This is a genomic window from Dactylosporangium salmoneum (genome assembly GCF_039532525.1).
Lineage (GTDB): Bacteria > Actinomycetota > Actinomycetes > Mycobacteriales > Micromonosporaceae > Dactylosporangium > Dactylosporangium salmoneum.
This window is the reverse complement of the sequence record NZ_BAAARV010000031.1, coordinates 100,321-120,369: the sequence shown is the minus strand read 5'-3', so window position 1 is coordinate 120,369 and position 20,049 is coordinate 100,321. Positions and strand designations below refer to the sequence as shown.

Annotated in this window: 15 protein-coding genes and 1 pseudogene; 3 read left to right on the top strand and 13 right to left on the bottom strand. The window is 67.2% G+C overall.

All coding sequences use genetic code 11. From position 1 onward, the window contains the following. Positions 1 to 62: 62 nt before the first annotated feature. From ABD352_RS21315 to ABD352_RS21280, 8 genes are all read right to left on the bottom strand, one after another. Positions 63 to 1,076, bottom strand: a complete 1,014-nt coding sequence (locus tag ABD352_RS21315; protein WP_344614188.1) for a pyridoxal-dependent decarboxylase — start codon at positions 1,074 to 1,076, stop codon at positions 63 to 65. Positions 1,077 to 1,222: 146 nt separating this feature from the next. After that, a complete protein-coding gene (locus ABD352_RS21310) occupies positions 1,223 to 1,681 on the bottom strand; it encodes a MarR family winged helix-turn-helix transcriptional regulator (RefSeq protein WP_344614187.1) in 459 nt (152 codons plus the stop codon). Positions 1,682 to 2,129: 448 nt separating this feature from the next. Beyond that, positions 2,130 to 2,885: a hypothetical protein gene (locus ABD352_RS21305; protein WP_344614186.1), complete on the bottom strand. Its 756-nt coding sequence runs from the start codon at positions 2,883 to 2,885 to the stop codon at positions 2,130 to 2,132. Between the two features lie 464 nt (positions 2,886 to 3,349). Beyond that, the gene (locus ABD352_RS21300) at positions 3,350 to 4,381 is read right to left on the bottom strand and encodes a tyrosine-type recombinase/integrase (protein ID WP_344614185.1); all 1,032 of its coding nucleotides are present in this window, start codon (positions 4,379 to 4,381) and stop codon (positions 3,350 to 3,352) included. Then, the gene (locus ABD352_RS21295) at positions 4,378 to 5,061 is read right to left on the bottom strand and encodes an AbrB/MazE/SpoVT family DNA-binding domain-containing protein (protein WP_344614184.1); all 684 of its coding nucleotides are present in this window, start codon (positions 5,059 to 5,061) and stop codon (positions 4,378 to 4,380) included. The genes ABD352_RS21300 and ABD352_RS21295 overlap by 4 nt, the downstream gene beginning before the upstream one ends. Positions 5,062 to 5,069: 8 nt before the next feature. Further along, positions 5,070 to 5,252 (bottom strand): hypothetical protein, encoded by a 183-nt coding sequence (locus ABD352_RS21290; RefSeq protein ID WP_344614183.1) that lies wholly within the window; start codon positions 5,250 to 5,252, stop codon positions 5,070 to 5,072. Beyond that, positions 5,234 to 6,097 carry a tyrosine-type recombinase/integrase gene (locus ABD352_RS21285; RefSeq protein WP_344614182.1) on the bottom strand — a complete coding sequence of 288 codons (864 nt, stop codon included), beginning with the start codon at positions 6,095 to 6,097 and terminating at the stop codon, positions 5,234 to 5,236. The genes ABD352_RS21290 and ABD352_RS21285 overlap by 19 nt, the downstream gene beginning before the upstream one ends. Continuing rightward, positions 6,094 to 6,432 (bottom strand): AbrB/MazE/SpoVT family DNA-binding domain-containing protein, encoded by a 339-nt coding sequence (locus ABD352_RS21280; protein WP_344614181.1) that lies wholly within the window; start codon positions 6,430 to 6,432, stop codon positions 6,094 to 6,096. Before ABD352_RS21280 ends, ABD352_RS21285 begins: the two co-directional genes overlap by 4 nt. A 636-nt stretch (positions 6,433 to 7,068) precedes the next feature. Here ABD352_RS21280 and ABD352_RS21275 point away from each other — a divergent pair. Both ABD352_RS21275 and ABD352_RS57685 read left to right on the top strand, forming a co-directional pair. Next, on the top strand, positions 7,069 to 7,767 hold the full coding sequence (locus ABD352_RS21275) for a protein kinase family protein (RefSeq protein ID WP_344614180.1): 699 nt from the start codon (positions 7,069 to 7,071) through the stop codon (positions 7,765 to 7,767). A 5-nt stretch (positions 7,768 to 7,772) separates the two neighbouring features. Then, positions 7,773 to 8,120 (top strand): annotated as a pseudogene (locus tag ABD352_RS57685) (protein kinase domain-containing protein); the annotation flags it as partial. A 210-nt stretch (positions 8,121 to 8,330) separates the two neighbouring features. On the opposite strand, the gene ABD352_RS21265 reads toward ABD352_RS57685, so the two are convergent. Both ABD352_RS21265 and ABD352_RS21260 read right to left on the bottom strand, forming a co-directional pair. Beyond that, positions 8,331 to 8,612 (bottom strand): hypothetical protein, encoded by a 282-nt coding sequence (locus ABD352_RS21265; RefSeq protein WP_344614178.1) that lies wholly within the window; start codon positions 8,610 to 8,612, stop codon positions 8,331 to 8,333. 448 nt (positions 8,613 to 9,060) lie between these two features. Further along, complete coding sequence (locus ABD352_RS21260) at positions 9,061 to 9,489, bottom strand: hypothetical protein (RefSeq protein ID WP_344614177.1); 429 nt, start codon at positions 9,487 to 9,489, stop codon at positions 9,061 to 9,063. A gap of 170 nt (positions 9,490 to 9,659) precedes the next feature. Here ABD352_RS21260 and ABD352_RS21255 point away from each other — a divergent pair, with 170 nt between their 5' ends. After that, positions 9,660 to 10,862 carry an AfsR/SARP family transcriptional regulator gene (locus ABD352_RS21255; protein ID WP_344614176.1) on the top strand — a complete coding sequence of 401 codons (1,203 nt, stop codon included), beginning with the start codon at positions 9,660 to 9,662 and terminating at the stop codon, positions 10,860 to 10,862. Here the strand turns inward: ABD352_RS21255 and ABD352_RS21250 are convergent, their stop codons facing one another. From ABD352_RS21250 to ABD352_RS21240, 3 genes are read right to left on the bottom strand one after another with little or no spacing between them, the layout of a single operon-like run. Beyond that, positions 10,863 to 13,205 carry a sensor histidine kinase gene (locus ABD352_RS21250; protein WP_344614175.1) on the bottom strand — a complete coding sequence of 781 codons (2,343 nt, stop codon included), beginning with the start codon at positions 13,203 to 13,205 and terminating at the stop codon, positions 10,863 to 10,865. Then, entirely contained in the window at positions 13,202 to 16,348 is a 3,147-nt protein-coding gene (locus ABD352_RS21245) for a hypothetical protein (protein ID WP_344614174.1), read from the bottom strand. The genes ABD352_RS21250 and ABD352_RS21245 overlap by 4 nt, the downstream gene beginning before the upstream one ends. Continuing rightward, positions 16,345 to 19,617 (bottom strand): AAA domain-containing protein, encoded by a 3,273-nt coding sequence (locus ABD352_RS21240; RefSeq protein ID WP_344614173.1) that lies wholly within the window; start codon positions 19,615 to 19,617, stop codon positions 16,345 to 16,347. Before ABD352_RS21240 ends, ABD352_RS21245 begins: the two co-directional genes overlap by 4 nt. Positions 19,618 to 20,049: the final 432 nt, after the last annotated feature.

Here is a 20,049-nt window from a genome sequence, read left to right as displayed (position 1 = left end):
CAACATGCTAGATCAACGTCCACAAAGGACGCCAGCCCATAGACCATCTTTGTTAGGAACCCTTAGCCCGGTGCTTCGGACCTCGCGGCCCGCCCCGAGTGGATCGGCGGGCCGCTCTCCGCGACTGCGGATCCAGTCGCGTCTGGCGGTGGTCCAAGCCGTAGCTCCGCGATGAACCGATCGACGTGGGCCTCGGTCAGGCCGGGAACGCAGACGATACGCGACCGTCCATCGTGGACGGGCAGTGACCAGCGCTTCTGCATCGGCAGAGAGGGCGGGCGGAGGGCGACCACCATCGAGCCGCCGTTCCGCCATGCCGGCCATCCCACCTCGCGCAGGCGACGGACCGTGTATCCGGCAAGCGCGTTGGAACGTCGCGCCCGCCGTGCCAGCCCGGCAACGCCGAACTCGTGTAATGCGTACCAAGCCAACACGGCCGCATGGCCGACCTCCCCACCGATGGGTCGGCCGGTCTTGGGAAGGGACGACAACCAGTCACGCCGGATCCGGCCGACGGCAAAGGCACACGGCAGTGGCACGCCGAGAAACTGGTCACCGGCCACGACCACGCTGTCGGCGCCACTCGCAAAGAGCGTTCCGGCATCGGAGCGCAACTCCACGGGCAGGCCCTCCAGCGGCGCGTCAACATGCAGGTAGTGCCTCGACACGGACCTCACCACGGAACGGATCGCGCCGAGATCGTCGTGGGCGCCCGTCCACGGAGTGCCGATCGTCGCCACGACCACGGTTGGCCTGGCCCGGCGACGCTGCACCTCCGCAGCGAGCTCCTCGACGACAACCGATCCACCGCGATCCGCTGGCACCACGACCTCGTCCAGCCCCAACACCGCGGCCGCCTCGCTGACATGCCCGTGCGCCGCCGCTGATCGATACAGCACCAGGTCTTGGGCGGCATTCCGCAGCGGCAACAGTGCCTGCACCGTCGCATCTGCCAATCCACCGTACAGGGCACCCCACCAACCGCGCGGCGCGTGCAAGAGCGCGGCCATCTGCATCAGGGCCTCCTGTGCGAACCAGCGCACGGACCCGTCGGGCGCAACCTGCTCGGCGTCCACGCGGTGGAGGGTGTGGCGCAGTAGTGCCCCAAGACCCACTGTCGTGGGCAAATCCGTGGCGTACGGCTCGCCGAGCGCAGTCGCCCGGCGAGCGTCGCAATCGGCGATCAACGCGGCGATGGGTGCTGGCAGCTGCCGACGAACGATCATCGCAGCGTCAGGTCATCCAAGCGGCGCTCCACAGCCCTGCACAGGGCTCGAAGTTCGTGGTGCGCTCGGATGCAGGCGACATCCGATGCGCGCAATACCGCCTCGATTCGATCAACCACCGCCGACCCGGCCGGCGTACAAGTGAGCGCGACGGTACGCCGATCACCCTCACCCCGGCGCCCGCTGATCAATCCCTTCCGGCGTAACTTCGCAAGGACATCACTCAACGTGGCCTTGGCGATGCCGGTCTGACGGCTCACCTCCATGACGCGAACGTCCGGCTGCACGTGAACGAGGTGTAGTACAACGTAATCTGGCAGCGCCAGCCCCGTCCCGGTGAGAGCCGCGCGTTCGGCGTCCACACGCAACCGCCGCGCAAGCCGCCAGACCGCGACGACCAACGACACGTCCACATCGGTGCCGACAGTGCCGCGCGTGGCCGGGCGGTCTGTCATCGGCGCCGCCTCCCGACGGCCTGCACGATCCACCGCCACCAACGGCGTCGCAAGGGTCGACGGTGCTTGCCGCCTCGCCCGGCTCGACGACGAGGTGCTGTCTGCTCCCGCGCTTCTGTCTGCTCAATACCGTGTCGTGGCTCACGACTGTCCATGTGTTCCCCCGCGGACACGAGTCGGATTGCCGAAGCCGGCAACGTGATCGATGCCGATCGGTTCGAGTTCGACCCTGCCTGCGGGCGGGCTGTCAGGGGAGGTGCCAGGACGTGTCAAGCAGTGTCGCCGTGGCGCGTACCGGGTGGAGGCGCTGACGAATTCCGGCCTTGAGTACCGTTGCTCCTCCCACAGCCGCGACTGAACGCTCTGGCGGGTGTCGCGATCCTCGCCCGGCTCGGAGGCAACTACGTGCCACCTGAACCGTTGTGCGTCTCCAAGTCGATCACAACGTTCAGCGGGCCTGAAACCGATCGAGGATGTTCAGCACCCAACGCCCCGGTTCCAGATCCGGTCCGATGAACTCCTTGCGCCGCAGCCAGATCTGCTGCTGCCCTTCATCGATCATGTCCTGGACATTGGAGAGCAGCCGTGCGGCCGGCCGCCGCAGCGGTTCAGGGCAGTCCGGCAGTTCGGCTTCCACGGCCGCGACCGCGGCCGGACCGTCGGGCATGTAGAGGTAGTCGGGGCTGTCGGGCAGCTGTTGACGGGACAGGTCGACACCGCCCCGGAAGTAGAACCCGGTCATCCGCAGGCCGCGGAAGTCGTTGTCCACGATGGTGTTGTACTCGCGGCCGATAGCCTCGATGTACCGCTGCGGCACCGGATACCAGAACCAGCCACTGCGCAACGTGCCCGTGAAGACACAGCCGATGAGCTCGACAGCGCCACACTCCCACGAGCGCAGGTCCACGTTGCGAAACGAGCAGTCGACGAACCGCGCGATGCCGCCGTGCGGCAACCGCAACTTCGCACCGTCGAAGACGCACTCGCGGTACTCGGACTGCACCAGGCCGGAACCCAGACTGGCGTCGGCGCAGACGACACCGGCGAAACTGCACCGCTCGAACGTCGAGCCGATCGCCGCGAACTTGATCATCCGCCGGCCGGCGAACGACTCGCCCACCAGGTGCTCTCGATCGACTACGACCCAGTCTCCTGCAAGACGGTCCACCACCCGCACCCCATACTCGTCCGGCATCTCATACAACGAGTAGCAAGATATGTCGTAGTCGCCCTCTTTCCGGCGGTGGCCGGCCTGCTGCCTTCGCCCGATCGCTTACGGCGGACGCGGACCGACAGCAGACCGCTACCGGAACGGCCAGGCCCCTGGGGCAGCTCTACCGCCGACCCTGTGCGGCGTCGGCCCGTGGAGGCAGGAACGAATGAGCGCACCCTACGCAGTAGAACAGCTGGGCCCACTGTCGCCGCGCTGCCTCGAACTCCGACAGTCGCGCCCGTCGCGCGCGCCACAGCCACACCGCCAGCACTGCCGCGCCGACGGCGCCGGCGACCAGCATCAATATCACGCTGCCGACCGCCGCATCAGGCCGACCGCTCGTAGGGCCGCGTGGGCCGCCTTCACTCGGGTGGGGGCGGCCTCGGTGGGCAGGACGCCGCCTCGAGACGTCCACCGAAGCCGGCGGCATACTGTTCCCCCGGTCCACGCCTACGTCAGGCTGAGCCTACAAGCGGATGCGGTTCGCTCGTGAGGGCCGCGACGGGTCGGGCGACCTCGTGCAGGTCGGCGCGGACGTAGGTTGCGGTGGTACCGGCATCGCCGCGGCCGGTGTGTCCTGCGAACGCTTTGGCAACGGCGTAGCCGAAGTTTCGTTCGACCCAGGTGAGCGTGGTGTGCCGGATCCAGTGCATGCTCACCTGCTGGGTAGCGACCCAGGCAAGGTGCTTGCCGAGCCTGGTCCACAAGTAGTCGTACCGGCGTCGGGTGAGTGGGGTGCCGTTTCGGTAACGCAGCAGTGGGGCGCGATCCTCGGTTGCGCCGCGTTCGTCGGCATGCTCGCGCAAGTAGCGCATCAGGGTGGGGGAGACCGGCTGCCACCGGACCGTTTCGCCCTTTTCCCGGAGCTGGATCAGGCACTGCTGCCTGTCAAGGTCAACCGGGCGGAGCGCGAGCGCACCGCCGCGGCGGCAGGCGGTCTCGGTATGCAGGCGCAGCAACAGAGCATCCAGTGCCGGGTCGTTGCCGGTTGTGGAGGCCACCGCGACAACCTCACCGAGCTGCACATCGGAGAGCGCCCGGCGCGTGCTGGCGAGCCGGCGAGGTTTCATGACCCTGGCCGCCGGGTTGGCGGCGTCGGTGATCAACCCGTCCGCGACCGCATGTCGGTAGACGCACCGCAGTGCCGTGATCATGTTTTCCGCGGCGGATCGGCCACCACGGGAGTTTCCCCTGACCAGCGCTGCGTTCTTGGTGCGTTCGGCGAGTTGCTTGATCTCCAGTGCGGTTGGTTGATCGAGGCGACGGTCGCCCCACACTGCCAAGACACGCCGCCAGTACGGGTCGTACGCCCGCCGGGTTCCTGGGCTGATCGCGTCCCCGACACGCTCGATGTACTCGGCAAACGTTGGGACCGTACGCGGCCTTGCGTCGCTGAGCAGGTCCTGCGGTGAGAGCCCCATCCGGGTCATCAAGAGGCGAAGCGCCTGGATATCAGCGCCAGGCGCACCGCTGGATGCAGCCGTCACGACCGCAGCTCGCCATCGATCTGCCCGAGGTGCGTAGCGAGCATGAACTGCAGGATGGACATGGTGTATGCGACCAATCCTCCATCCTCAGGGCTGGCCACAACCAGCAGCCGGTCGCCGGCTGCGAGCCGCAGTACCCGCCGAGCCGACGCGGGCAGGCGCAGATGACCTTGGCTGGTGATCGCATGCGGCCCCGCAGCATCGGCTCTCACAACGACGCTGCCGACGCCTGGCCGGATTGCGATGGCCTGTCCGGGGGACCAACCGAGTACACCGAGCGGTGACCGGTCCGCGAGTCGCCCCCGTACGTCGACCGACGTCACCACGCAGAAGATCGACCGGGCCGTCTCCGCCTTCGACGTGAGCGTTGCCATCGGCAACCCCGCGATGACCACCGGTCTGGACGCCTCCGCCGAAGGCGCCGGCGCGAATACACCCAACATGTCTGTACCTGGACGGGTCTCAATGCTGGCTGTCGGACGCGCGCGAGTTGGCATGATCGGCCCCGTGGTGCAGAGATCGGTACCCACCTGATCGCGGGCGATGACCATCTGATGCTGTCGCGGCCGCGCGACATCTCGGAAGGTGTCACGCGGTGCCATCCGCGCCGCCGCACACATCAGCCGCGGGTGTGCCACGCGGGCGGCGACTGGCGCAACTCGCCGCCCGCGCAGTTCCATTTGCTCTGCTATGCCAACGGATGCGGTTCGCCGGTCAGTGCGGCCAGGGCACCTGCAATCTCCTGCAGACTGGCCCGCACGTACGTCGCCGTGGTGCCGACGGCGCCGCCACCCTCGGCGTGCCCGGCGTACGCGCGAGCCACGGCATAGCCGAAGTTCCGCTCCACCCACGTCACCGTTGTGTACCGCACCAGTGTGTGGTGATCTCCTGCTTCGCCACCCACGGCAAATGCCTGCCGATCCGCTCCCACAAGTGGTCGTAACGGCGACGCGTGATCGGTTGGCCGTCGCGGTACCGCAGCAGTTGCCCACTCGACGGCGCATGGCGGTCCTCGGCGTGCTGGCGCAGGTGACGCATCAACGTCGGTGACACCGGTTGCCACCGCACCGTGTCACCCTTCTCGCGAAGCATGATCAGGCACTGCTCCTCGTCGAGGTCAGCCGGCCGCAACGCCAGCGCGCCACCACGACGGCAGGCGGTCTCCGTATGCAGCCGCAGCAGAAGACTGTCCAGCACCGGGTCGTCGCCGGTACTGGCCGCGACCCGATTGATCTCCGTCAGCCGCGTGTCCGGCAGCGCCCGGCGTGTGCTCGGCAGCCGCTGCGGTTTGGCCACCTTCGACGCCGGGTTCTCCGCTTCGGTCAGATGGCCGTCTGCCACCGCCCGCCGGTACAGACAGCGCAATGCCGTGACCAGATTTTCCGCGGCGCTACGCCCACCTCGAGCGTTGCTGCGCACCACCACATGCGCCTTGACGTGCTCGACCAGCCGCTCGATGTCCGACGGCTTCACCTCGTCCAACCGCCGGTCCGGCCAGTGCTCCAAGACCCGCTTCCAGTAACTGCCGTAGGCCCGCCGGCTGCCGTCGGTCACCGCCGCCGACACCACCGGGACGTACTCTGCGAACGTTGGCGCCGGCGGCCGCGCCGGACCCAACTGCAGCAGATCGCTGGGGGAGACCCCGAGCCGGGCCAGCAGCAACCGTGCGGCCTCCAGTTCTGCCTGCCCCGCCGGAGCATCCGGACCAGCCGTCATGACTCGTCCTCCCCGATCCGGACGGCGTGCAGGTGGGCCACCATCGCGTCGAGTGCCTCGGGCGGGTGTACGACCAGCAGATTCCTCGCGGGGTCGGCGCTCAAGAGCACTCGCTCGCCGATGCTCAGCCGGCACCAGTGCCGCACCGCGGCCGGCAATTGGACGTAACCCTGGCGGGTGATGCTGAACACGCCCTGCACGTCGGCGATGACGAGGACCAACCCGGACTGCTCCCGGATGTTGAGGCGTGTGCCCGGCGTCCAGCCCATGGCGCGGACCAGGGCGCCATCCGCGACGCGACCACGGTTGTCGAGCGTGGCCAGTCCGTATCGCATCGGACTGGTGTGCTGCGCCGCGAGCGGTGCCAGCGGGAGTGCGCGACGAGAGAGGCCTCGTGTCCTAGCGGTTTCCGGTCCTGAGTCTGCCGGTGCGCTGGGTGGGACGACCGGTGTGATGGTCAGCTCGGCCATGCTGCCACCGCCCGACCGCACGATTCGGTGATGAGGGGTGGTAAGGATGCTGCGGAAGCGTGGTCAAACGTGTTTGACCACGGACCACTTAAGTGGTGCAGGTGTGCAACACAATGGTGTCGAAGGGGGGACATTAACCCCCACCCATAGCATCCCTGCCCGAAACAGGGATTCATGCGTTTTATCCTATCGACACCGAGGTATTCCTTCAAGCGGGATCGGAAGCCCTCGCATTCGTTTGGTTGCCCTCGACATGTTCGACGACTGGCAGCACTTCAGCCGGCAGCGTGACGCCTTCGTCGCCAAACGTCGACCTGCACAGACACCGTCCCGCCTTGCACGGCACCGTGCCCCAGGCTTGCGGATCACGACGCACCGGTCGTAGTCATTGCCTGCCAAAGCCGTCCGTCAAGTCCGGCGGACTGCAGCCGACCCCGCTGAAGCCGCGACCGCCCCAAGCTTGCAATGATGGGCGGACCAGCGGTCGCGCGACGAATTGGCGTGAAGGACGAAGAGCGCATGGACAAGGTCCTCGGTGAACACCTCAGGAGTCAGTTGCGCGGCCTGGAGATCGACGGCGGCAACCTGATCAGCGGCGGGGGCCCGCCCGAGGCGTTGCGTCTTCGGTATCTCAACTTCCGGGACGAGGTCGAGCGTCTCCTGACGGATTCGTCGCACCAGGTGCGGGTGGATCTGCACCAGCTGCAAAGCCCACGCCACCGCGATCTTGTATCCGACCGGGTTGTCGGCAACCAGGTGTACCGGGAAGTCGCTGCCGAGGTGCGCACAGCGCTCAGCGTCCTCGCCGAGTTCGGCAAGGAGCTGGAGAAGGCTCTTGCTCACACGTCGGCGGTAGACCCTGACGAAGTGCGATTCGTGGCCGAGGCAGGACGGGAGTATCGATTCAGCCGGAGCGATCGACTTGGCCAGCCTGGCGCGTTCGGGTCCGTGTACCGGGGCACTGGCAGCACAGGCGACGTCGCGATCAAGGAAGTGCTGCTCCGGAGCCGAGAGGACGCCCTGCAGGCTGAACGTGAAGTCGATATCGGCCAGCGATTGAGCGGCGGCACGGCCGAGTATTTTGTCCCGCTGCTCGATGTCGGACGTAGGGACAACGCGCTGCTGCTCGTGATGCCGGTCGCCGTCGAAAGCCTGGCGGATCGTATCAAACGTGGGCCGCCGACAGTCAGACCACGATAGACATCGTGCGGCAGTTGGCGCTCGGCCTACAGCAACTCGCCGCGCTGGGCATTGTGCACCGCGACGTCAAGCCAGCGAACATTCTCCTGCTCAACGGTCGTTGGTGCCACAGCGACTTCGGCGTCGCGCGGCTGGCAGAGGGCAGTACCACGACGTTGAGCTGGAGAGGAACGGGCACCGCGGAGTACAAGGCGCCAGAACTGTTCGACGGTGAGCGTACGCGGCCGGCCAGCGACCTGTACGCGCTCGGATGTGTGGCCTACGAGTTGCTCACCGGGGACAAAGCATTTCCGGGCCCTGACTTCCGGGAGCAGCACGAACAGCGCATTCCGCCACTTCCCGACGACTGTGATCCCGCGCTGGCGGCTCTCATCCGCGACCTGCTGCGTCCCAACCCAGCTGGGCGACCAGCCGACGCCCGCGCGGTTACGGTCATGCGTCAGCTCCGCAGTTGCCTGCGCGGCGGTCATAGACGACGATGCTGCGCGCTCTCGACCAGGGCGCTGGAGCTTACCTCGAACCGCGGCCGAGCAGCGGCTTCGGTACTGTCGACTCGACCAGAGCTACTTGTAGCCGCGCTTGAGCAGGTATTTCGCGCCGGCGTCGAAGACTTCCGGGCTCAGCACGTCGAACCCGAAGGCGTCGGCGAGGCGGACGGTCTTGTCGAACGCGGCGCACACCGCGAGGGCGTCTTCGATCTGTTGGGGCGTCGCGCCGGCGGCGAGCACCGCCCGCATCTCGTCCGCGCTGACCGTGCCGTCGGTGAGAAGGGTGCCGAGCATCCGCGGGGTGGCCCGCAGTCCGCACGGGCGTTCGCCAGGGAACCGGCCGTCGAGTCGACGCACCCGACCGGGCTGGGCCTGCTGTGCTTCGGTCGTTCGTCGGGCCGGTGGGGGTACTCGCCCCGCCGGGGCGCCGAACACCCGGGCCCGGCCGGACCGACGCGCCCGGCTGGCGGGCGCCGCCCTGGGAGGCCGTTCCTGAGCCGGTGACCGGCCGTCCGCTGGTCCGTATGAGCTGGTGTCGCTGTATCGCCAGGTGGCGACGGTCGGCACCAGCCCCGGGCGCGCTGCGGATCGAGGTGGCTATCGCGTCGCCGGAGTCGGGCGGCGGTCCGATGCTGGACTACGAGCGGGACCTGCGCGGCGTCCTCGATGCGCGTCGAACGTTACGATATGGCGCGATGACGAAATACGGAAAGCGCACGAATCGACCCTTTAAAGGCGGCGTGCCAAAACGGCCCTTACCACGAATGGTAAGGGCCGTCGACGCCGAAACTGTCCACGCTCGAAGTTATTTACCTGATTTGCGGTGCTTTCGGCGGGCGCTGCGTCCGGTCGAAGCGTCCACCGTGACCCCGCACGCGAGGCCGTTGCCCAGGAGAACGGTCCACTGTTCCTCAGGCAGCTGATGGCCCTCACCGAGAACGCTGCTCGCGAGAGCCAGCCGCATGGATCGCTCCGGGTCCGGATGCCGTCGCGCGATCTGGGCCAGCGTGGTCGCCGCGATGTACTTCGGAGTTCTGCGCACGTGGACCTCGTAGAGCTTGGTCATGCCTGCGAGCAACGCCAGGACCCCGCTGATCCCGAGCAGGACCACTGTAGGCCACATTGCGGCGTGCGGCGGTAGCTGCGTGGCGACTCCACCCAGCGCGGTCACCGCGGACGCGCTGCCCGCGATGGCGACGGTGGTGGATGGTGTGATGCGGTTACGCGGTGCCATGATTTCTCTCCTTCACCAGTAATGGCTGCCCGTGCGAGAACCATGCTGGTCCGCTGAAAGTGAATCGCGAGACTGTCCGGATCGTGAATTTGCATTCATCCGCGGTGTCCGATTCACGAACTGATTCACGATGGGTGTACCAACCGGCGATCAGCTTCTAGTCTGGCGGCATGGCCAGTGACAACGCGATGCCACGACTGTCGGTGAAGGTGCTGGGCCCTCTCGAGTTCGACCCGGTCACGCCCGAACTCGCGGCGCTCAACGGCCAGGCCCGCAAGGTCCTCTGCCTCCTGGTCACGGCCTGGCCGAAGTCGATGACGGCCAAGGCTATGTCGAGTCACCTCCGCGCCGACCGGCCGCTGGATCCGTCGGCGATCCACAAGTTCCTGAAGCAACTGAAGGATGCGGGAATTCGGATCCGGCAGGCGGCCAGCCGGCCCGAGCAGTACTCACTCGACCCCGATCAAGTGACCGTGGACGCGTGGACTCTTCAGCAGGAAATCCGAGATGCCGCAAGTCCCGAGGCCGTTGACCGGCTCGCCCGCCTCTGGCGAGGCGATCCGCAGGAGTCGCATGAGATCAGCTCCTGGCGCTGGGCGAAGGTCCATCGAGCCCGGGACATGCTGGTCCGGCTCATCGAGGGTCTGCCCGGAACCGACCGGCCCGCCGACCCGGTCCTGTGGCGTCTGGCTCCTCACCTGGTCGACAGCTCGATGCAGCCAGGTCCGGCCGCTCGCAGGCCCCGCATTCTCGTGGTCGACGATATTCACGCCGCGACCGTGGCCAATCAAGCGATGGCTGATCCCCGCATCGAGTGCGACTGCGACCAGATCGAGTCCATCGAGGAGTGGATGGATCTCCGGGACATCGTCGACGTCGGTTCGTACTACCAGGCTGCCCTGATCGACCTTCACCTCGATCGTGACTCGGCCTTCGACGACAAGCTCGGGCTGAAGATCGTCGACTGGCTGGGCGCGCACACCGAGATTCCGGTCGCGGTGGTCAGCTCAGATCCGGGTACCGGCCTGGACCGGGAACGGGCCCGGCAACGCGCCGAGCACCGCCTCGTCGCGATCGTCGACAAGGGGCGCAAGAATCGCTACCTTAACGAAATCCCGGAGGTCGTCCGGCTGCTGCTTAGCAACGACGACGACTGCCGCCAGGCACGACTCGAGACGTGGTTACTCCACGCTAGGCGCCGATTGCAGTGGGCGCACTTCGAGGGGCGGATCTCCGCGGATGAATTCGCGGCGGCCGAGGAGGAGTTTCGAGAGGCCGAGATTGCGCTACGGTACGAACGAGTCGACCATGCTGAAAACCTGGTTCAGGCGTATTACCAGAAATGGCGACCGCGCGGCTCCAGCAGCAGGTGACTATCTGAGTCGTTCCGGCAATGGCTTCGCCCGTGGCAGGGTCACGGTGAGCCGGGCACCGCCCAGATCACTGCGCTCCGGTGAAATCTCGAGCGTGCCACCGTATCTCTGGAACCACAATCGCGAGTGGAGCAGGCCGACACCATGACCGCGTCGGCTACTCACCTGGACACGTTGCTCGAGTTCCCGGAACCGCTCGGTGGTCAGCCCGGGGCCGGAGTCGGCGATCTCGACAACGCATTGATCTCCGTCCTCCAATGCGGAAATTCTGATCTTGCCGATGTCCGCGCCGGTGTCCTGGATGGCCAGGCGGGCATTGTCGACGATGTTGGCGAACGCCTGTTGAAGCAGCCACCTGTTGGCAGCGACGTACAGGTCCGCCGGACACTGGAGATCGACGCGGACCACCCCTTGGCTCCGCCAGTTTTGATCTCGTCCGAGAGCGTCCAGCAGGGGTCCCAGCTCACAGGGCCCAGGCGGCCGCATGGCCCGCTGAAACTCCTGATCTAGGGTCAGGCCCGTATCGGCATAGCGGCGCACGCGCGCCACCGCGTCGAGCAGCCTCTGCCCTTCGGTCTGCTCGATGACGGTCATCTCGGTGATGATCGAGGCCATTGTTCCGGCCTGCCGGTGGCTGATCATGCGAATCACCAAGGCGCCGATCTCGGCCCGTTGTTCGGCCGTGGCGGCCAGGTACCGACGATGTGCCGACCCCACGGCATCCCGAGCGAGATGCAGGATGTTGCCGCCTCTCGGGCCGAGCAGGAGCAGATTGCGGACACCATCCTCGGGAAGGTGGTACGCGGTCCCGTCGACGGTCTCGAAGAGGCCGTCCCGCACCAGCCGTTCGAGCGCGTATCCCAGGCCCGGATTCACGCGCAGCCGCTCGGCCGACTCGGGATCCTCGGCGACCTCGTCGATGCCGTCGCAGAGATCCGCAAGAGTGAAGGAGGATTGCTGCCGGCCATCGAAGACAATCGCAATCAGGAGAAGGAGCTCGGCGTCGTCGTCGCGATACGGCTCCAGCAGCATGCCGAACGCGAACGGCCACCAGTCGGCGCGGACCCGTAGAACAGCCTGGACGCCGAGCGCGGCCCTGCTGTCGCAGTGCGTGAAGGCCCGGCCGAGCACTTCGTTTATCAAGCGCGGCCAGCCACCGGTCTCGTAGAGAACCGTTTCGACCAGATCGGTGGCGGACGGCGCACCGAGAAGATCCAGCAGGTCGGCGATGTCATCGCGCGACAGCCGGGCACCAGCGTCCGCAAGCACGTCGACCACCTCGCGTTGCCTGCAGACGGCCCGGAGGAACGCACGGAGGCGACCAATTGCACTGGTCTCGGCGACCATGAGGCGGAGCAATTGTTCGGCAGTAAGCCGGACGGACCCCGCCCGGGACGGGATGGCCTCACCGGCCGGTCCGGATAGCACACTGATCGTCACGCCGCCCTCCGCGGAAACCCACAACGCGAGATCGCCGCGAGGTACGACGAGCCAGCCGGGCAGATCGGGCCAGCGGGAGCGGATGATCAGAAGGACGCCGCCCTTCGCGGTTCGGACCTCGAACCGCGGCGTGACCGCGCCGGTCATGTCACTGAAGACCTTGGCGAAATCCAAAACGTTGTGTTCCGTAATTTCCCAGGTCAGCTTGGACAGCTCGGCCGCGAGGACGTCGCTGTCGTGGGCCAGCACGAACGTGGAATCGCGTGCTATCTGTTCCCGCTTCGAGTCACCGGGGCCTTCGGTCACCATACGCCGGGCCTTCGCCAGATCGTTGATGGCCAGCCCGGCCCGCACCTCGTCGAGCCATGGCTTGACATCCAGCGCGCTCGACGCCGCCACCGTCGAGGCCTGAGCCCACAGTTCGGCCCCCACGCGCTGCTCGGCGTCGGCCACGCGTTTCTCGCACCGGTCGAGCACGGCCGCCACCGGTCGGAAGGATCGTTCGACGTCGAGCAGGAGCCCGGCGGGCTCGAGATCGAGTGAAACCTCGACGGCGTGCGCGCGGCGTTGCAGGGTCGCTAGACGGTAACGGGTTTCTGCGAGGCATCGCAGGACGGCCTGCTCGTATTCCGAGCCGATGGTGTCGTGCTCATCGGCCTCCAGCGTCCCCGCCGACAGCAGTCGGGCGACCAAATCGAACTCTCCGATGCTGATCAGATGCCGGGCGGCATCGATCGATGAACGCGGGTGACTCAGGTCTTCAAGCAGTAATCGCGCCAGCATGGGGAGGGACGGTGCCACGCCATCGGCGGCCAGCGCGACGGCGAGCTCCGGGCGAGACCAACGCCCTGGCCACTGGAGCAACGCGGAACTTAGGATCTCCGCCTGTAGATCGGTGGTCATGATTCCTCCGGCACGGTCATCCGCCTGATCCGGCGAACAGCGTGTGCGACTAGGACACTCTCCGGGCGTTCGAGAGTGGCGAGCGCCTCGTCGAGCGACGGCAGCAACGCGCTGATCTGTCCGGCCAGAGTCCGGGCCGCATCGTGGTTGCGCGCCCAACTGTTTAGGTCGCTGCCGGCCGAGGACGACTCGGCGGCGGCAACGACCTCCCGAGCCGCGGTCAGAACTCCGGCGACCCGGCTGACTGGGGCCTGGCGAAATCTGCCGACGAGATCGCCCGATTCCCGGCGCACCTGCGCCCACAGGCCGTCGATGACGCGCCCGGCTGCCTTCTCGACCGGCCCGTGGACGGCCTGGCAGGTCAGCAGCATCTCCCGCACGGCCGTGGTGTCCCGGCGCTCGATCGCTCGGTCCAGGGCGTGGAACGGCCCGGGATCCCGGAATAGAGCCTCCACGAGCCGATGCAGAGTCGTAAAACTGGGCTTGATGCCTTGGGCACGTCGGAGCTCCTCGCCGAGTCGGCCCCACGCGATCGAAAGCCGGTTGTCCCGGGCTGCCTGCTTAGCCAGCGGATGCAGCACCAGTTCGGGCGGAATTCCCGGTGCCGCACCGTGATACCCGAGAATGGCCCGGCCCAAGTCCGACCACGGACTCCCAACGGCCGGCAGCAGTTTCTGCACGACGTCTCGGAAGTCGTCGTCGGTGGTGCGCAGCGATTCCGCCAACGCCACCGTGAACAGAGCCGCCGTCTCTTCGGGGGTCCGGTCGCGAACGTCGGTGGCGGCCAGCAACGCGATGGTCGACACGTCGGTGCCGAAGGCCGCCGCCACGACAGCAAGCGACGGCCGCGGCCGGGCGTGCACGCGATACGAGAGCCGCAGCAGACCCGCCTCGGCGAATCTACCGGCTTCCCAGTGATATGCGATGAGCCACTGCAGCCACCGCCGTGACGCGTCGTCGTCGCTCCGGGCCGAGAGGCACCAGGCGACCGCGGCCTCGGCTAGGTCGTCAGTCTCGATCTCGCTGCCCGGCCGCCGGTCGACGAGAAGGGTGAAGTTGGCCGGGGCGACAAGGCCCTCCAACACTTCCCAGGGATCGGCGGCGTCCGCGAGCGGCTCGAGAGCACGTTCCACCGAACCAGTCTCATGCCAGCGGTTACGCATGCGTTGGGCGATATTGTGAGCCCTGCTTCGAGCGAGCAGGTCCCACTGGGGTCCGGACTCGTCAGTCGTTCCGGTCACCTGGCCGGTCACCTGGCCGGTCACCACCGCCGGTTCGCCGGCGGTGGCCGCCAGCAGATCGGCGAACGCCGCCCCGGCGACATGCAAGCCTGGTACGGACCCGCCAGCAAGGACGGCCTCACCGAGGGGATCCATCGAGAACACGATTGCCTCGTCGTCCCACACCAGCACGCGGGCCGCGGGGCGGGTGGAAATCAGAACGAGGTTGCCGTTGAACTCGTCGGCCAGCACGGAGATTAACGAGCCGACGGCGCCTCGGGCCGATTCGTAGGCGAGCGTCACCATGACGCCCTCGGAGAGCCGGGCTCGCAACATCGACAGAAAGCGCTCGTCGACCACCTGGTCGGAAAGCACGACCGACGCGAACACCAAGCGGCGGCGGGCGTTGTGTAGCGCGCGCGCCGGCAACCCGTAGGGGTTGGCGTCGGTGATCCAGCGCACGCGGGGAAGGCTGGGATGATCGACGGCCGCCCGGACGGCATCGGCATAGGTCCGCCACGCCGTCGCCCACGCGGCCGCCGCCGCCGGGTCCTTCGCCGGCGGTTCTTCTGGCAACGTCTCCAGCGCCGTCTCCGGTTGCGCCGCGACTTCGCGGCCGGAAGGTCGGCACAGGACGGCTCCAGCACCGGTGGCCGATGCCGCGGTCTCCATCCAGCTCAGTACGTGCTGGACCACCTGGCAGGCGCCGCCGTCGGCCGCGCTCACCAGCACGCCGAGCGTTCCTTCCGCACCGAGACTCGGCCCCGCGACGACCAGAGCCGTCTCGTCATCGCGGGCGATCAGACAGGCTGGCATCTGACCGGATGCGGGTAAGCCGCCGAACAGCACCACGGTCTGAACACCGCGCTGCACGGCCTGCCGGAGCCGGGTCTCGAGGATGCGGCGAGTCCCGGCGTCCGTGTCTGGCAAGAGGACAACGACCTGGGTGTGCGACAGGTCGATCAGTTCCGCCGCGGCCCAGCGCACCCGGGCGCCGGTCACTACCTCGACAGCTGCCTCGTGGGCGAGACCGTCGAGACGCATCGACTCCAACTGTCGCGCCAAGGTAAGGAGCTGGCTGTGATGCCCTGCGCGCTGCCCCTCTTCCAGGGACGACAAGCGACTGGCCCGCTCCTGCAATGTCTCTGCCATGGCCGGGGCGGTGAGAACCTCCGGCATGTCATGGTGCGCGTGCCGGCGAAGCCAACTCACGAACGGAGCGTTCGGGTGATCCACGACCAGCTGTGATAACCGGATCGACCCTATCTCTCTCGCAGGGGGCGTGATCCTCGGGTCGACTATCGTCACCGCCGGCAGCCCGGTACGAGCGTCCATCCACACCCGGACTAGCACCGCTCGCCACCGCCGGTCGAACGGCCCGGGCGTCGGCACGAGATCGACGACCCGTCGACCGGCCATCACCTCGTCACCGGCGTCGAGCGACATCAACTCTCGTTCGGCGATGCGCCGGAACTCGGACTGTGAGATCTCGGGCGATCCGGTGGACCGGCCGGGCGGATCGACGCGGTGACGTTCGGTGGAACGGACCGCAGACGACGCCGGGAGCACCTCGCCCAGAATCCGATCCACCATTAGATCGACGTGACGTTCCACGAGGTTCGTCGGCTCCGGAAGGGGGTCACCGGACCGGACGGCGGCGAGAGCGTCCTCGGAAATCAATGCCGAGCCGCTGGCCGGATCTACCGACACGTCGCCAGCCCGCCACAGGCCGTGGAGTATGGTAGCGACGAGGGCGCGCGGAAGGGCAAACAGCTTGGTGAGATCGCCGATGGTCAGCGGCCCGGTGGCCAGCGCCTCAAGTAGGATCTTCTCGATCGGCCCTGTCCCGGCCGGATCGGCCAGCGTGGCGTAGAACCGCCGTACCTCGCATGGGAGGTACAGGGTAATTGCGTCGTAGGTCATCCGGCGTCGGGCCGAGTCACTACAGCCGAGGCCGGCAGGACGGCGTCCCGTTCCCGGAAGATGCGGCAGATCGTTCCCCAAACGGTGTCCTCAAAGCTGGCGAAGTGCTCGAAATTGCCGACCAGGATCAGCATGCGACGCGCCCGGGACAGCAGCACATTGACCAGTTGAGGCTGCGAAAGATGGCCTAGGTCGGTGGTGGGGCGACCGCCCCGCATGGTGTCGCGGACAAGCGAGACGATCACGATTTCGGCCTCTCGGCCCTGAAAAGCGTGTGCGGTCGCGGCACGCTGCCGCAGTTCAAGCCGGAAATTGAGGACTCGGACCTGATCGCGGTACGGGGTCAGCACCGCGAGGTCCTCGGTGTCGGCGAACGAGCGGGTGAGTTCTCCGATGAGATCCGCCTCGCCTTGATTGCGCCACTGTGGCTGGTCCGCGCAATCCGGGCGGTCACGGGTGTTTATCCATGTCAAGGCTCGGCCCTGGAGTACCGATGGGCCGATGCGCGGAGCTTCCTGGGGTGCGCCACCGTAGTGAAGACCGCTGAAGGATCGGCCGCTGTCCATTGAGCCGGCAGCGGGATAGAACACTCTCCCGATCATGTCGGAGATCGGTTCGGCCATGCGGTATTGCAGGGCCAGACGTCGGACCGGTCGTTGTCGCATGCCCGCCGTGGTTGTGTCGCCGAAGAGACCCTGGAAAAGATCGAACGTCCGAAGGTAGATCGGATGGTCATCGGGCCGATCGTCCACCAGCGCCGGTTCTCGTTCAAGGCCGCCCAGAAACTGCTCCACCTGGAGGCGACCATGAGCCGGCAGTTGCTGATGATCACCGACCAGCGTCCAGCGCCGGGCCCTCAACAGCGGCATGACTAGCTCCGTAGGCCACATACGAGCGGCCTCCTCGACGACGGCCCAGTCGAAGAGATCTCGTTCCTGCCCTGGGCTCACCGCCCCGGGAACCGCGGTGGCCGCGGTGGTCAGGACCACGTTCGCGCAACGTGCGAGCATGATTCTCACCTCGGCCACCACCCGGGGGTCATCGAGCATGCCGAGCCATCGTTCGAGCAGTTCATGACGGGCGGTATCGCCCTGGCTCGCGAGTCTGGACGACACCACTGACCGGGCTCGGCTGATGGTTCTGACGGTGAGCCTGTCGTCCGTCCACGGTTGCACCGCGGGGCTGACCAGTTCGGGGTTGCCTCGGACCGATCGCAGGACAATCACCGGGCTGTCGTCCCCCAGTTCGCGCAGCACGTACCCGGCGAGGGTGTCGAGGGCCACGTGGGTGGCCGCGGCCACTAGCAAACGACCATGAGGATTGGCTCGAAGCCACGCCACGATTGCCGCACCGGTGATGGTCGTCTTTCCAGTGCCGGGCGGGCCCTGAAGCGCATAGAGGGGCGTGTAGGTCAACATCTCCTTCACGGCCACCGCACCCTCGTCGCCGAGTTGCGGCTGTGGAGCCCACCTTTCCGTATCGATTTGCACTGACAGCGGATTCAGCAGTTGCGCCTTCAAGCCCTCCGCCGATCGGAATTCGCGGACGGCCTCGAACTGACGCGTGAGCTGGACCGTTGCGCCGTTGTCGGACGCGGGCCGGATCCAACAGCGTTCCGGGGGCCGTCGATTTGCCCCACTCACCGGAGCCAGCGAGCCCGTTTTCTCGCCGGTTTCGACGATGGCCCAGAGCGACCTGTGGACCTCAGGCGCGGGCCTTCCCTCGGCATCGCCCAGCAACTCAACGTAAGGCTCGTCGGACGCGGCGATCTCTCGCAGGAACTGGCCAATCGGCGGCCGGCGGCGCCTCTGAGCGGCGTAGACCGCCAACGGCGGGTCTCGGAAGAGCGCCGCGTCCTCACGAGCGTCGTCGATATCGATCGAGAGCCGGTTGCCCACGACCGACGTCGTGCAGGCGTACCGACGCATCTTGATCGCGGCCGCCTGGTAATGCAGAAGCCACCCCAGGCCGCGATCGAGCTCGGACCCTCGGTAATCGGAGCGGGGCGTTACCGAGGCCCAACTCGGCCGGCCTTCGAGCACGGACTGCGGCGTGGAGAAATCCCCGCTGACGGGAAGGATCTCGATCTCAGGCAGCGGCGAATGCAGCGGGCTGTCGAGCAGTTCCCGGACGGACGGAGCCGTCACCGGAACGGAGTACTTCAGTATCAGGACGTCGTCGGTGGCAGGTTCGCGGCGGCCGAAGGGGTCTCTCGGACGATACGGGGAGCAGAACCAAGCGACCTGTTCTCCGAGCAGGACATATTTCGCCTCCCGGAGGGCCTCCGTCCGCCCGGTGAGAAACGGCGACGCACCCGCGTCGGAGAACAGAAGCCGACCGTGGCGAAGATCCGCAGCCATCAACGAGCTAATCTGGCGGATCAGTTCGGCCGGGTCGGCTAATTCGTCGATCCAGCCTCTGCGCCGCAGGGACTCGTGCGTCTCCTGTGGCATGAAGAACAGCAGGTGCGGCATGACCGCAGCAGTTGGCACAACCGTGTCTGTCAGCACTCTGCCGACATCATGAAGCTGTCGGACCACCTCGGCAATCAGCGGACGGTCCTCCGCGGGCCCCAGCATTCGCGCCAGTAGCCGAGACAGCACGGCGGGCGTCACCGTCACGGTGCCGTCGCGTTCAGTCGGCGACCGCGAGATGTCGGTGAACCACTCCGCGGCGATCGCGGCCAGGCTGTAGACGTCGCCGCGGGCGATCCGGCGTGGCGACGCCGCCCCGGGGCCTTCGGCCAGTTCCGGTGCGGCGTAACGCATGACCTCCGCGGAGCCGGCGTTGATCGACAATCCCACGCGGGCGTGGTTCGCCAGCATCGTCGACATCTCGAAGTGTGCCAGCGAGCAACGGATCTCGTCGCGTTCGGGAGCGGAGGACGGCCGCACGTATACTGCGCCCGGCCACAGGCCGCCGTGGGCCCGGCCGCGGGAATGCAGGGCGGCGAGACCCTCCGCCAGCTGGGTTAGCACCTGCACCGATCGCACGGGTTCCTCGGTGATGTGCGCCGTGACTTCGGGATCGCCCAGGTGATAGTCGGCGGCGCGGGTGGCGACCACCGCCATCCCCCGGAGCCCCGGTGCCAGTCGGCCGGTGTCGTTCTCGGCGACGTATCCCGCGTCGAGGACCCGCGCTAGGCCGACCACCTCCCGGGCGCCGAGCTGCCGCAGGTCGCGGGCCTCCAGCCCCCACAGCAGGCCGGCATCATCGCTCAAACCAACGCACACATGCAGATCGACCGGCTGCTGCATCGAGTCGACCACCCGGTAACGCCACATCGCACCCGGGATGATCTCTTTCCGGCGCAGATTTCCCCACGGTCCCTGGGTGGCCTCGTACGGCCCGAAACGGCTCCTCGCACCGTCGCAGCAGAAGGACCTGACTAGATCGTCTACATCGCTCGAGGTGCCGGGCACATGTACCTCCCGAGGATGATCGCGGGAAATCGACTCCCCAATGTAAGGGATCCGGTGGGACGCTGGCATTGCCTGTACGGCGATGGTGTTGTAGATGACCTGGTTGATCGGCCGGGCCGATCATTCCCCATCGAAGTCCAACAGCCCTGCGCGTCGTACCCGACCACGGCGCGGCGGTGCCGGGCTGGGGCGCCACAGCTGACCGGTTCGGCACTCCTTGGCACTGGTTGGCACCCTGCAGGGCTCCCGGGTGCGAAATCGCGCACGTGCTCGGCCTGT

What these genes read in the sequence shown, in the direction of transcription:
- ABD352_RS21310 (WP_344614187.1), bottom strand. Translation starts at nt 1,681, where the DNA reads ATGACAGACCGCCCGGCCACGCGCGGCACTGTCGGCACCGATGTGGAC.
- ABD352_RS21295 (WP_344614184.1), bottom strand. Translation starts at nt 5,061, where the DNA reads ATGGAACTGCGCGGGCGGCGAGTTGCGCCAGTCGCCGCCCGCGTGGCA.
- ABD352_RS21285 (WP_344614182.1), bottom strand. Translation starts at nt 6,097, where the DNA reads ATGACGGCTGGTCCGGATGCTCCGGCGGGGCAGGCAGAACTGGAGGCC.
- ABD352_RS21280 (WP_344614181.1), bottom strand. Translation starts at nt 6,432, where the DNA reads ATGCGATACGGACTGGCCACGCTCGACAACCGTGGTCGCGTCGCGGAT.
- ABD352_RS21260 (WP_344614177.1), bottom strand. Translation starts at nt 9,489, where the DNA reads ATGGCACCGCGTAACCGCATCACACCATCCACCACCGTCGCCATCGCG.
- ABD352_RS21255 (WP_344614176.1), top strand. Translation starts at nt 9,660, where the DNA reads ATGGCCAGTGACAACGCGATGCCACGACTGTCGGTGAAGGTGCTGGGC.
- ABD352_RS21250 (WP_344614175.1), bottom strand. Translation starts at nt 13,205, where the DNA reads ATGACCACCGATCTACAGGCGGAGATCCTAAGTTCCGCGTTGCTCCAG.
- ABD352_RS21245 (WP_344614174.1), bottom strand. Translation starts at nt 16,348, where the DNA reads ATGACCTACGACGCAATTACCCTGTACCTCCCATGCGAGGTACGGCGG.